Origin of the sequence: Gordonia otitidis NBRC 100426, from assembly GCF_000248075.1 — a bacterium.
Taxonomy (GTDB): domain Bacteria; phylum Actinomycetota; class Actinomycetes; order Mycobacteriales; family Mycobacteriaceae; genus Gordonia; species Gordonia otitidis.
The window spans coordinates 1-12059 of sequence record NZ_BAFB01000232.1; the positions used below are offsets into that span (position 1 = coordinate 1).

Below are 12059 nucleotides of genomic sequence, written 5' to 3' on the forward strand. Positions count from 1 at the left end.
GCAGTGGTTCACCCGCGCCGAGGTCCTCGATGCACTCGACCGCGGCGAGGAGTGGCTACGGGGAATGCCCGAACCCGACGGTGCCGGACGAGCTGTGGCCGATGGCGAGGAGGCTCCGCGCCTCCTGCTACCGGGGTCGATCTCGATCGCGCGTGCGCTGGTCGAGGCCTGGGCCAGAACACCCGCCTGAGCGTGCGCCCCTGGCCGCCGACTGTGCGCTCCGTGCTGTCGACTGTGCGCTTCTGGTCGCCGACTGTGCGGGTCAGACGCCGAGCTTCTTCTTCACGTCGCTGATCGACGGATTCGTGGCGGTCGTGCCGTCCGAGTAGAGCACCGTCGGGACGACGTGGTTGCCGCCATTGACGCTGCCGACGAACTCGGCGGCGTCGGGGTTGCGCTCGATGTCGATCTCGGTCCACTCGAGGCCGGAGCTGCGCAGGGCTGTCTTGAGTCGGGCGCAGTACCCGCACCACGACGTCGTGTACATGGTCAGTGCCGCGGGAGTCTGGGCTGCAGGAGTCTGGGCCGCGGGAGTCTGGTTTTCGGCTGAGTCGGTCATGGCACACACAACACGATCGACGCTGCCTGTGTTCCCGCGAGACGATCTGACGCCACGTAGCAGCTCAGGCGCCGGGTGTGGACAACCCTCGACGGGCCCACGTCGTCGTCGAAGCGGGGTGCCATAGTGGAAGCCGTGCCCGACAGTCCCTCATCGCCCCTCGACCCACGTGACCGCAGCCCACGTGATCGCAGCATCCTCGACGGACTCGACCCGGAACAGCGCGCCGCGGTCCTCGCGCCGCGCGGCCCGGTATGTGTGCTGGCAGGCGCGGGGACGGGCAAGACGCGCACCATCACGCGTCGGATTGCGTATCTCATCGATCAGGGACAAGTGAACCCGGGCCAGGTGCTCGCTGTCACGTTCACCGCACGAGCAGCGGGGGAGATGCGCGGCAGGCTCAGGTCGCTCGGGATCGGCGCGGATGGGCCCAGTGTGCTGGCGCAGACCTTCCATGCGGCGGCCATGCGCCAGCTCCGCTACTTCTGGCCGCGCGCATTCGGCAGCGCGTCGTGGGAACTGCTCGACAACAAGTTCCCCGTCGTCGGTCGAGCGGCGCGTCGAGCGGGGCTCGACAGTTCGACGGACACCGTGCGCGACCTCATGTCGGAGATCGAATGGGCGAAGGCCTCGCTGATCGGTCCCGAGGACTACGTAGCCGCCGTGACCCGCGCCACCCGCGAGACTCCGGCACCCGCCGCGCAGGTGGCAAAGGCGTTCGCCGCCTACGAGGACGCCAAGGTCTCGCCCGACGGCGACCGCCTGCTCGACTTCGACGATCTCCTCATCTTCATGACGACGATTCTCGAGTCCGACGCCGGCCTCGCCGACGAATTCCGTTCGCGCTACCGGTGTTTCGTCGTCGACGAGTATCAGGACGTGACGCCCGTGCAGCAGGGTCTGCTCGACGCGTGGCTCGGGGCGCGTGACGACCTCACCGTCGTCGGCGATGCCAATCAGACGATCTACACGTTCACCGGGGCCACCCCGAAGTACCTGCTCGATTTCGGCCGTCGATTCCCCGACGCCACGCTCGTACGGCTCGAGCGCGACTACCGGTCGACGCCGCAGGTGGTCAGCCTCGCCAACCGCGTGATCGGTGCCGCGCGCGGACGAATCGCCGGAACACGACTGCAATTGATCGGGCAGCGTGAACCCGGTCCCGAGCCCGCGTTCGCCGAATACGACGACGAGCCCAGCGAGGCGGGCGCGGTCGCTGCGGCCATCAAGCGCCTCATGAACGCCGGTGTGTCCGCCTCGGAGATCGCGATCCTCTACCGCATCAATGCACAGTCGGAGAATCACGAGCAAGCACTCACCGAAGCGGGTATCCCGTATCAGGTGCGCGGCGGGGAGGCCTTCTTCACCAGGACCGAGGTCCGCCAGGCGATGAGGCAACTGTCGCAGGTGGCCCAACGCGGAGTCCGCGACGACGTCGAACTCACCACGGTGGTGCGCTCGGTCCTCGGCGAACTGGGCATGTCCGACGACGAGCCCAAGGGTGCACAGGCGAAGGCGCGGTGGCAGTCGCTGCGCGCGCTGTCCGGGCTGGCAGACGACATGCTTGTCGACAACCCCGACCTCACGCTGACCGAGTTGGTCGCCGAACTCGATGCGCGGTCGCAGGCACGTCACCCACCGACCGTGCAGGGCGTGACGCTGTCGTCGCTGCACGCAGCGAAGGGTTTGGAGTGGGACGCGGTGTTCCTTGTCGGGCTCACCGAGGGATCGTTGCCGATCAGCCAGGCCATCAAGGGCTCGTTCGACGACGTCGAGGAGGAACGTCGACTCTTCTACGTCGGTGTGACCCGCGCCAGAGAGCATCTGCACATCTCGTGGGCGATCGCTCGCAACGAGGGTGGACGCGCGCGGCGCCGTTCCCGATTCCTCGCCGACGTCGTCCCCGACGACTCGCCTGCGTCACGCATCGCCCCGGCGTCGAAGCGCGCACCGCGGAAGGGGCCCACGTGCAGGGTGTGCGGCTCCCGTCTGATCGACGCGACCGCAACCCTGCTCGGCCGGTGCGCAGACTGCCCGTCGGACCTCGACGAAGGGTTGCTCGTCGCGCTCAAGGAATGGCGGCGTACACGGGCCGATTCCAAGAAGGTTCCCGCCTTCGTGGTGTTCTCCGACAAGACGTTGCTGGCGATCGCAGAGCAGCGACCAACGGACTCCGCTGCGCTCGTGTCGATTTCGGGTATCGGGGCCGCGAAGCTCAACGAGTACGGCGACGAGGTCATCGAACTCGTCAAAAGCGCAGGTCAAAAATAGGTTGTGCGTTTGTGAGCGCACCGCATAGTCTGGTTCGCGTCAGCACGGGAAGGTCACCGGCGCACTCGAGTGTGTCGCAGCCCCTCGCGAAGTCATCGAGACCGAAAGGAGTGGATCAGTGAACGGAATCGCCAACGCGATCGAGCAGAACTCGGCAGCTGCCGTGTCGATCGAGCCGATCGCCGCGATGCCCGATGCCCATCGCATCGAACTCCATGCGCCTCGCGCGTATGCCGTCAGTGAACGCTCCTGGCTGGCTGCGGATCCGCAGTCGGCACTGCGTGTGCACGCACTCGGTTTCTGTGCAACCGGTTTCCCACCGGCAGCACCGGCAGCGAGCACTGCCGCAGCGAAGCGAGCGACGCAGCGGTTCCCCGTACTGACTCGGGATCTCTCCACGTAGGAGGATGTCGACAGCCACAACGGCCACGGGTGAATCGCATACGGCGACCCGTGGCCTTTCTCGTGACGGACGACCGACCTCCACCAGTGGATCGGCGACTCCCATCACGTCGAGGCCAACGGCCATCGCCCTCAGACGATGACCATCCTCGAACAGATGTGGAGTACCAGATGACCGTCGAATGTGTTCTGGAGTCCTGTATGTCGGCGGACCGCGAGTTCGCCGCCGAGTCCGTGGCCGTGTCGCAGGTAACTCCTGCCACCGCCTCGGCACTTCCGTGCCAGGAAGCCGACGCCGACCTGTGGTTCGCCGATGATCCCCGTGACCTCGAGCGGGCCAAGGCGATGTGCGCCGAGTGCCCGCTGCGGGCGCAGTGCCTGCAGGCCGCACTCGATCGCGCCGAGCCCTGGGGCGTCTGGGGTGGTGAGATCTTCGAACGCGGCGCCGTGATCGCGCGCAAGCGCCCTCGCGGACGCCCGCGCAAGAATGCGGCCTGACATACACATGCACGACAAGCATGGCCCCTGCCGCAGCGCCCGACGTCGCTGGGGCAGGGGCCATGTGTAGTCGGGGCAGGCAGGCGCTCGATCTCGAATGCGTGCGCGGAAGCGCGCCGCTCGTACGTTCATCGGCGGTGTCAACGTTCCGTCAGCGCGGATAGGTGGTGACCACTTCGCCGGTTCGCGTGCTCGTCCAGCTGATCGACAGATCGCTGCGCATCGTGGGGATCCACAGACCAAGGTGCTTGCGCTGGTGATCGGGTCCGCACAGCGGAATCAGATTGAACAGCACCGTCCAGCCGCCGGACAGAGGGTCGGCGTGGTGGAACTTCACGAGGTGATCGAGCTCCGCGCGATGTGCGGACTTCCCACACTCCGGAAACCGGCACACCCCGTGGAGTGCCACGACTTGTTCGCGAAGCCACTCGGGTATTCGGTATCGCAGCGCCCATCGCGGTGGGGCCGGATATCCGCCGTGCCCGCTGGGATCGATCGGCGGTGCGGGATTGTTAGGGAGACCCCAGGTCGCAAGATTCGACGCCATCGCGGCGAGATTGAGTCCCGGCGACGTGAGGTTGGCCAGCGTCCCGTCGCCGGGAAGCGCAGTGACGGCGGGCGTCGGCAGTTCGGCGGCATCGATGAGCGAAGTGAGGCCTGGAATGTCGACGGGCCGTGCGATCACACCCGCGGCCAGTTCGGCTGCATGCGCGGGGTCGATCGCGCCGTAGCCGACCAGCCGTGGCACATCGATTCCTGCCGGGTCGACGAGCACCTCCAATGCCGTCTGACACGCTGCCCCGGGCACCGACTCGTCACAGGTCTCATCGCTGACGGCGGTCTCGTCGCCGGACACCGTCATCTCAGCGGTATCGACCTCTCCTCCTCGAGCGGGTTCTTGCTCGGCCGGACTCGACTGGGCCGGGTCCGACGCGTGCGCGTCGGGACCGTCGAGCGGCTCGACGTCGGGTTGTGTTGCCGGACAATGCGTTGATCCGCAGTCGCAGGTGAGGCGTGCGCCCGGTAGACCCTGGATCTCGGCGAAAGCGGCGACACGGCGTCGACCTTCGGGTCGCGAGTCGTCGGGGCCACAACCGTTCTGCGACCAGTGCCGAAATGCGGGTCACCAGGTGAACGCCCTGCTCGGCTGGCAGGCATCCGTCGATCGAGACGTGTCCGTGCACCTCGGGTCGGATGTGGATGTTCTGATTGCGCTCGGCGAAGTCGCGTCGTGCTTCGGCGGCAGCTTCGGGGTCGAGTGCGATCACCAACTCGGCGAGCTGGTCTCTGAGTGTTAAGTCTGCGGAGGTCCGACGAGCGAGTTCGACGGCCAGCGGCTCGGCGTTCGCACGAAGGGCCGAATCCAGTGCGGACAGCGCTTCGGCGACGAGCTCGATCCGGGACATGCGGATCTCGCCGTCGAGGAAAGCTGTCGAGGTCTCGGGCAGATCGGCCAGCTGCGCGCCGAGGACTGCGTATCGCCGTGCCTGTGAACGAGAGATCCCCAGCTGCAGCGAGATCTCCGCGATCGCCGCATTGTCGGCGGCGTGGTGTGTGTGCGGACGGGTTGAGGTGACGATCAGCATGTCGTCGGCGACGGACTCGCCGATGCGAAACGCCAGGAGCGCAGTCCGGGCTTCGGCCTGACGCGCGAGGCGCTGGGTGGCCCGACCGACGTCGTTCAATTCGCTACCCGACAGGCGACTGATCCGGAGTGCGTCCGCGGGGCCGAACGTCAGCGGCCCGACAGGGAGCGGGCCGACAGGTAGTGGGCCCGTACTGGAATGTGCATGTTCTTCTGACACCGCCGCCCCTCTCGCCGTTATGCCACGTTCTCGTGATCGCTTGTATGTTCGATCTGAGAACCAGACTATCTGGCGGGTACGACAATTCGGACAACCGTGATTCGAAGCTGTGGACAACCCGGTTTAGTTCGCCTAACCGGCTGGGGGACTAGAGAACAATTCAGTCACGTCGGCGGGCTCAGGAAGGTCGGCGCGGGCCCGGGCAGGTCGGCGCGGGGTTCAGCCTGAGTCCGAGGGCTGCTCAGTCCGCGAGCCCCGGCACCCACTTCTCCATGATCGCCCGGTACGGAGCCTCGGCGTCGAGCTGCGAGGCGATGCCGACGCAACCGGCGAGGACGCGGAACACCATCACATAGTGCTTGGGCACGTTGAGGTTTCGGGACGTCTTGTACACATCGCCACGCACGTCCGTGGCTTTGCCCGCTGCGCGCTGCAGCCACTTGCGCGTGAAGTGAAACGACTCGGAGTACAGCGGATCGACATACGGTTTGAGGTAGGCCTCGATATCGTCTGGGCTCACCCGGTCGGCACGGGACCGCAGGATGAAGCCCGCCTTGATCATCTCTTCTGTCAGCTCGTCGTACTTCTTGTCGCGCGCGAGTCGAAGGATGGGGCCGGTCTCAGGCGGCAAACCGTTCGGGTAGTGGCCGACGGCACCGAAGTCGAGCACCCCGAAGCGGCCGTCGTCGGTGATGAAGAAGTTGCCCGGATGCGGGTCGCCGTGGAGCAGGCCGACCCGGAACGGGGAGCTGACCTCGAACGTGGCCATACGTGCGGCGGCTTCGTTCCGGGTCGCCTGGTCGCCTGAGGTGATGATCTTCGACAGCGGCGTGCCGTCGAGCCACTCCGACACGACCACCTTGGGAGCGCTCGCGATGACCTTCGGTATGACGAAGTCGGAGTCGCCGTCGAATGCTTTGGCAAACGCTCGCTGGTTGTCGGCCTCGCCGAGGTAGTCGAGTTCGGCTTCGGTGCGATCGATCAGTTCGTCCATCATCGCTTTGACGTCCGTGCCGGGCGAGAGTTTCTGCAGTAGACCCGACATGCGCGACAGCGTCTTGAGGTCGGCCTTCAGAGCGTGGTCGGCGCCCGGGTACTGCACCTTGACCGCCACCTCGCGACCGTCGGCCCAGACGCCCTTGTGAACCTGGCCGATGCTGGCCGACGCCGCGGGCTCGTCGGAGAACTCGCGGAAACGCTGACGCCACTTGGTGCCGAGTTGCTGGTCGAGAACCTTGTGGACCTTGGGAGCGGGTAGTGGGGGAGCTTCGGCCTGCAGTTTGGTGAGTGCTTCGCGGAAGGGTTCGCCGAACTCCTCGGGAATGGCGGCTTCCATAATCGACATGGCCTGGCCGACCTTCATCGCGCCGCCCTTGAGTTCGCCGAGTACGGAGAACAGTTGGTCCGCGGCCTTCTCCAGGAGTTCCTGGTTGACCTCGTCCTTGTCTTTGCCGACCATGCGCTTGCCGAGGCCTGCCGCCGCGCGGCCCGCCATCCCGATCGGCAACGTGGCCAGTCGAGCGTTGCGGCGGTGCTGCCCGCGTGTGATGTCGGTCATGGTGTCCTTTCCCCATCCCAGGATAGAGGACGCACCTGAGGATCGGTCTCATCCTCGCGCCGCAACAGCCTCATCCCACCGCGGCCGCAGGTCGGCATCGGCAGAGCGGATGCGGCGCCCACGTCTTGGTGACGATCCTCGTCGGCTCCGAATGCAATTCGACGGTGCGCCCGAACAATTCGGGCAGTCCTGCGCGATCCGGGGAACGGATCGCCTCGGCCAGTTGATCCACGTGCTCGTGAGCCAACGCCGCGGTCGCGCGGGTTGCTGCGGGACGGCCGTGGCCGGCGACGCGCACCAGTTGCGCAGACACGATCGGCCACTCGGGATCGCGGTCGGCGCGGTGTAGATCGATGCAGATCAGACAGCTCGTCAGGCCGGGTAGCACCAACGGACCGACGATGCCCACGCCGTCACGCATCCGTACCTGCAGGTGCGGCGTGCCTGCGTCCATCAGTCCTGCGATGAGCATCGTGTCGTGGACGAGGTAGTCGGTCAGCACCACCAGGTCGGTGGCCCAGCCCGAAACCGGGTGGTCGAGCGACGGTCGTCCACTCGACCGGGTCACCGAGAAGCCGGCATCGGCCAGCGACGTCGCGAGATGTCCGCCCAGGGGTCCCGTGCCGTGCACGCGGATACGGCGTAGGCGCCCCTCGATCGGACGAAACGGGACCCTCCGCCCGCGGAGGGCCAGGCCCGTCGCGAGGAGATGCTCGAGAACCCGGATCAGATCGGCGGAGTCGACCCCGGTGATGGCGAGTTCGGGTGCCAGCTCGGACATTCGACGCGGACGGGCAAGAGTCGCGAGCAGATCCGCCAGCGCACGCGCCGATCCACTCTCGTCGAGCTCGACGACGACTCCGCGGTCGGGACCGCTACCGATCTGCACCCTGTTCCCCGGCCTGACCAACACCGCGGTGCCCGGCATCAGAACGGGCAGATGGTCGTCGGGTCCGGGAGAATCGGGGGTGGGGACATCGGGTCCGGGTGCGTCGACCGTCGAAGTCCGCAGATCATGCGCGCGTCGGGTCATGCGGCAACTCTGCCAGCAGAATGCCGCTCGTGAGGCGGGCGTCGGTGTTATCCACAGACCTTCGCCCACGCCGGTACACAGTGCACAAGCACCACTGCGTTGCAGGGCACATACATCAGTGCATAGTCGTCAGTGCGCACGCGTCAGGCAAAGGGCAGGGCGTGCACATACGTCAGGGCTCGAGCGCGTGTCGCACGTGTAGGAGGTGCGCGACCGCAGAGGGCGCGGACGTCAGTCGTCAGCCTTGGTCCCCGAACTGCCGTCGTCGCCTTCTGCGCCGCCGGATTCGGGCTTCCCGTCGGAATCACGCTGTGCCTCCGACGACGGCGTGGCGTCGGACGCAGACCCGCCGGACGTGTTCTCCGCCTCCTCGGCGAGCGTGCGCTCGAGCTCGGCGATCGCCTCGTCGATACCTCCCACGTCTCCGCCGATCACACGATCGATGAAGCCCGCCGGGTTGTCGAGATCGTCGGCGTCAGGCATCAGATCGGGGTGCGCCCAGACGCCGTCACGCGTGGAGATGTCGCTCGCCTCGACAAGTGAACGCCACAGTGCCGACGCCTCGCGGACCTTGCGCGGACGCAACTCGAGTCCGACGAGCGTGGCGAACGTCTGCTCGGCCGGTCCACCGGAGGCGCGGCGTCGACGCATGGTTTCGGTGAGGGCCGCCGTGCTCGGGATTCGATCCGAAAGCGCCTGCGACACAACCTGTTCCACCCAACCCTCGACGAGTGCGAGCAGGGTCTCCAGTCGGCTGAGAGCCGCCTTCTGCTCCGGAGTGGTCGTCGGCTCGAAGGATGCGGACGAGCTCATCAGCTCCTCGAGCTTCGACGGATCGGAGAACAGCTGCGCCGGATCGATGTTGGCCGTCAGATCGGTGATACCGCTGAAGTCGACGGTGATACCGCGTGCATACTCCTCCACGGTCGCGAAAAGTCGCTGACGCAACCACGGCACGTGTGTGAACAGTCGCAGATGCGCGGCCTCGCGTGCGGCGAGGAACACGACGATCTCCTGTGCGGGCTGCTCGAGCCCATCGGCGAAGGACGCGATCGCCTCGGGCAACAGAACTGCCTCACCCTCGGGCGCCAGCGGCAGGCCGATGTCGGTGGACGTGAGCACCTCCTTGGCAAGCTGCCCTAGCCCCTGCCCCAGCTGGGTGCCGAAAGCCATCCCGCTCATCTGGGTCAGCATGCCCATCATGGGCCCGGCGAACTGCGCGGCCTCGGGAGGTAGGTTCTGCTCCCAGGTACGCGACAGCTGTTGAGCCACCGGATCGCACAGGCGCTTCCAGGTGGGCATCGTCTGCTCGAGCCATTGCACGGGCGTCCACGCGACCGACTTGCTCACACCACCGGGAAGGGTGGTGGCGTCGTCGAGCCATACGTCGGCGAGACGTACAGCGTCGGTGACCGCGCTCGTCTCCTTCTCCAGCACGGGGGTGAAGTTCCCGATCTGCTGGCGAGCGAGATTGGATGCGAGGTCGTAATTGACCGGCCCGGAACCCTGGTTACCGCCGAATCCGAAGGAGCCGGAACCCATTCCGCTCAGCATGCTGCCGAGCTGACTGAACATCTGACCGAGGGCCGAGGGGTCGAGCGACTCACCGCCGAGCGCGAATCCGAACGGATTCTGGGCGGAGTCACCACCGCCGGGAGCGCCACCGGACGCACCGCTGCCCTTGTCGTGACGGTTCTGGTCGCCGTTCTTGTCACGGTTGTTGTCGTCACCGTCACCGTGCGAGGAGAATCCGAAGGGCAAATCACTCATGCCTTCCACGGTACCGTCCGGGCGCGGCGGCCGGTGACCTCGGAGCGTTCGCCTTGAGCGTAGTTCGCTCAATGATCTCGCCGCTGGTTGTCGACGCTGCGCGGCATCGGCTCACCCGTTCCGCACCCGGCCAGATGCGCTGGCCGCTCGCGACTGGATGCATGTGCCGCACGCGACTGGATGCATGTGCCGCACGCGGCGTCGATTATGGTGGGCGGAATGACAGGTCCCGCAACGATGGTGCGGCAGCATTCCCGCCGGATCGCCACCATCGCCGTGACGACATTGCTTCTGCTCATCCTCATCGTCGTCGGCACGACGGTCCAGGTGCCCTTCGTCGCACTCGGCCCCGGCCCGACCGTCAACACACTTGGTGACCTCGACGACAAGCCCGTCGTCGACATCACGGGCACGCAGGTCGATCCGACGACCGGCAACCTCAACCTCACCACGGTGTCGGTGAACGACGGACTCACCTTGTTCGACTCGATGCGGCTGTGGCTGTCGGGGCGATACACGGTGCAACCGCGCGAGCAGATCTTCCCGCCGGACCAGACGACAGAGCAGGTGCAGGAACAGAACCAGCAGCAGATGTCGGGCTCGGAGAGCACGGCGACCGCCGCCGCGCTGCGCCACCTCGACCGTCCGACGAAACTCGTCGTCGACTCTGTGGCATCCGACGGGCCGTCGTCGAAGGTGTTGCGGCAGGGCGATGTGATCTTGTCAGTCGGCGGAACCCCGGTGTCGACGTCCGAGGACGTGCAGTCGGCCGTACGCGCACAGAAGCCCGGCGCGCAGATCCCCATGGACATCGAACGTGCAGGCACCCGGCAGACCGTCACCGTCACCGCCGGGAGTCGACCCGACGCCGAGGACGTGGCCTACATCGGACTCACGCCGGACGTCGTCAACGCCGACCCGAACCTGAAGATCACCTACAACGTCGGCGACATCGGCGGACCGTCGGCCGGGTTGATGCTCACGCTCGCGGTGATCGATCGACTCTCGCCCGGCGAACTGACCGGAGGCAAGTTCATCGCGGGCACCGGAACGATCGCCGACGATGGGAAGGTCGGACCGATCGGCGGGATAACGCACAAGACCCGCGCAGCCCGCGAGGCGGGGGCAACGGTGTTCCTGGTGCCCGAGAACAACTGCAGGGAGGCCACATCCGACGCCCCCGACGGGCTGCAACTGGTGAAAGTCAGTTCGCTCGATTCGGCGCTCTCGGCCCTCGACGACGTCCGGAGCGGGAAGGACGCGCCGCACTGCTGAGGTCGCGGTGTCGAATCCGAGGATGCGGGCGCCGCAGAACACATCTCGCGATCAGATACACATTCAGCTGGTGACACACACCTTCAGCTCTGACGGCCCGCGCTAGGTGCGGTCATCAAGCGTCGCCGCGAGTGCAGCCTGAAGCGTCGACGCCAGCTCCGGATGCGTGAGGAGCTCCATCGGCGCGTCGGGATCGTCGTCGGGTGAGGGTTGTAACCGCATCAACGACAACGTCTTCCGGTCACGCAACGCTCCGACGGCCAGCCGTGCTGTGCGCGCGTCCGGGTGTGCGCGTGCGGCGGTGCGTGCCGCCGACTCGCTGGCGTCCTGATCGCCGAGAAGCGGTTCGAATGCCGAGTCGAGGTCGCCCTCGGCGTCCGGCGGCAGTACGACGATCTCGAGGACCAGTGCAACGCCCTCGACCGGTGGTGGCCACGACGCCGTCGCCAGGAACTCCTCGAGTTGCGCGTAGGGCTCGTCGCCGTTCGCGACCTCGAGAGGTTCCTGAGCCACGGGGCTGAGCGCCGAATCGTCATCGGCGTCGACCAACTCGGGATTCTGCGCGGCGATGAGGCTCGTCGGTACCAGAGCGAACAACTGCGGCGGCTGACCCCAACCGCCGAGCTCGACGTGGTCGAGGATGTCGTGCAGCGCGCGCCCGAGATCATCGGGGGAGAATCCCGGAACGTCCGATGAGAAGTCGTCTGCGCCCGTGTGGCCGGGGCCGTTGTGCTCGTCGGTCATGGCTGTCAATAGTGCCTTCTGCGCTACCGCGACGTCGCGGGACCACAGGATCCGGTGACCTCGGTGTCGGGCCAGTACAGTGAATGCCACGATCGCGCCGAGTGGTGCGAGCCAACCCGGAGATGTCCGGAATGACCGAACCGG

The 12059-nt window shown here is 66.6% G+C and carries 11 protein-coding genes and 1 pseudogene; 5 read left to right on the forward strand and 7 right to left on the reverse strand.

The genetic code is table 11. The annotated features are described in order from the left end of the window. Window positions 1-190: pseudogene (locus GOOTI_RS22025) on the forward strand (NAD(+) diphosphatase); the annotation flags it as partial. Window positions 191-262: 72 nt separating this feature from the next. Here GOOTI_RS22025 and GOOTI_RS22030 read toward each other — a convergent pair. Continuing rightward, a complete protein-coding gene (locus tag GOOTI_RS22030) occupies window positions 263-487 on the reverse strand; it encodes a mycoredoxin (protein WP_085949820.1) in 225 nt (74 codons plus the stop codon). Window positions 488-694: 207 nt separating this feature from the next. Between GOOTI_RS22030 and GOOTI_RS22035 the strand changes: the two genes are divergently transcribed. The 3 genes from GOOTI_RS22035 (at window position 695) to GOOTI_RS22045 (ending at window position 3730) form a co-directional block, all read left to right on the forward strand. Beyond that, window positions 695-2830: an ATP-dependent DNA helicase UvrD2 gene (locus tag GOOTI_RS22035; protein ID WP_007240809.1), complete on the forward strand. Its 2136-nt coding sequence runs from the start codon at window positions 695-697 to the stop codon at window positions 2828-2830. 118 nt (window positions 2831-2948) lie between these two features. Next, window positions 2949-3233, forward strand: a complete 285-nt coding sequence (locus GOOTI_RS22040) for a hypothetical protein (RefSeq protein WP_007240810.1) — start codon at window positions 2949-2951, stop codon at window positions 3231-3233. A 170-nt stretch (window positions 3234-3403) separates the two neighbouring features. Further along, a complete protein-coding gene (locus GOOTI_RS22045; RefSeq protein ID WP_007240811.1) occupies window positions 3404-3730 on the forward strand; it encodes a WhiB family transcriptional regulator in 327 nt (108 codons plus the stop codon). Window positions 3731-3881: 151 nt separating this feature from the next. Here GOOTI_RS22045 and GOOTI_RS22050 read toward each other — a convergent pair whose 3' ends face one another. From GOOTI_RS22050 to GOOTI_RS22070, 5 genes are all read right to left on the reverse strand, one after another. Beyond that, on the reverse strand, window positions 3882-4592 hold the full coding sequence (locus GOOTI_RS22050) for an HNH endonuclease (protein WP_007240812.1): 711 nt from the start codon (window positions 4590-4592) through the stop codon (window positions 3882-3884). 1 nt (window position 4593) lies between these two features. Continuing rightward, complete coding sequence (locus tag GOOTI_RS22055) at window positions 4594-5535, reverse strand: 13E12 repeat family protein (protein ID WP_007240813.1); 942 nt, start codon at window positions 5533-5535, stop codon at window positions 4594-4596. Between the two features lie 241 nt (window positions 5536-5776). Continuing rightward, window positions 5777-7093, reverse strand: a complete 1317-nt coding sequence (locus tag GOOTI_RS22060; RefSeq protein WP_007240814.1) for an ABC1 kinase family protein — start codon at window positions 7091-7093, stop codon at window positions 5777-5779. A 70-nt stretch (window positions 7094-7163) separates the two neighbouring features. Next, window positions 7164-8126, reverse strand: a complete 963-nt coding sequence (locus GOOTI_RS22065) for a hypothetical protein (RefSeq protein ID WP_007240815.1) — start codon at window positions 8124-8126, stop codon at window positions 7164-7166. 231 nt (window positions 8127-8357) lie between these two features. Next, entirely contained in the window at window positions 8358-9896 is a 1539-nt protein-coding gene (locus GOOTI_RS22070) for a zinc-dependent metalloprotease (protein ID WP_007240816.1), read from the reverse strand. Window positions 9897-10133: 237 nt separating this feature from the next. Between GOOTI_RS22070 and GOOTI_RS22075 the strand changes: the two genes are divergently transcribed. After that, window positions 10134-11171, forward strand: a complete 1038-nt coding sequence (locus tag GOOTI_RS22075) for a YlbL family protein (RefSeq protein WP_007240817.1) — start codon at window positions 10134-10136, stop codon at window positions 11169-11171. A gap of 102 nt (window positions 11172-11273) precedes the next feature. Here GOOTI_RS22075 and GOOTI_RS22080 read toward each other — a convergent pair whose 3' ends face one another. Then, entirely contained in the window at window positions 11274-11915 is a 642-nt protein-coding gene (locus GOOTI_RS22080) for a PPA1309 family protein (protein WP_039994562.1), read from the reverse strand. Between the last annotated feature and the right edge of the window lie 144 nt (window positions 11916-12059).

Bases quoted from the DNA above. Each gene is read 5' to 3' on its own strand.
- GOOTI_RS22030 (WP_085949820.1), bottom strand. From the start codon at position 487: ATGTACACGACGTCGTGGTGCGGGTACTGCGCCCGACTCAAGACAGCC.
- GOOTI_RS22045 (WP_007240811.1), top strand. From the start codon at position 3,404: ATGACCGTCGAATGTGTTCTGGAGTCCTGTATGTCGGCGGACCGCGAG.
- GOOTI_RS22050 (WP_007240812.1), bottom strand. From the start codon at position 4,592: ATGACGGTGTCCGGCGACGAGACCGCCGTCAGCGATGAGACCTGTGAC.
- GOOTI_RS22060 (WP_007240814.1), bottom strand. From the start codon at position 7,093: ATGACCGACATCACACGCGGGCAGCACCGCCGCAACGCTCGACTGGCC.
- GOOTI_RS22065 (WP_007240815.1), bottom strand. From the start codon at position 8,126: ATGACCCGACGCGCGCATGATCTGCGGACTTCGACGGTCGACGCACCC.
- GOOTI_RS22070 (WP_007240816.1), bottom strand. From the start codon at position 9,896: ATGAGTGATTTGCCCTTCGGATTCTCCTCGCACGGTGACGGTGACGAC.
- GOOTI_RS22075 (WP_007240817.1), top strand. From the start codon at position 10,134: ATGGTGCGGCAGCATTCCCGCCGGATCGCCACCATCGCCGTGACGACA.
- GOOTI_RS22080 (WP_039994562.1), bottom strand. From the start codon at position 11,915: ATGACCGACGAGCACAACGGCCCCGGCCACACGGGCGCAGACGACTTC.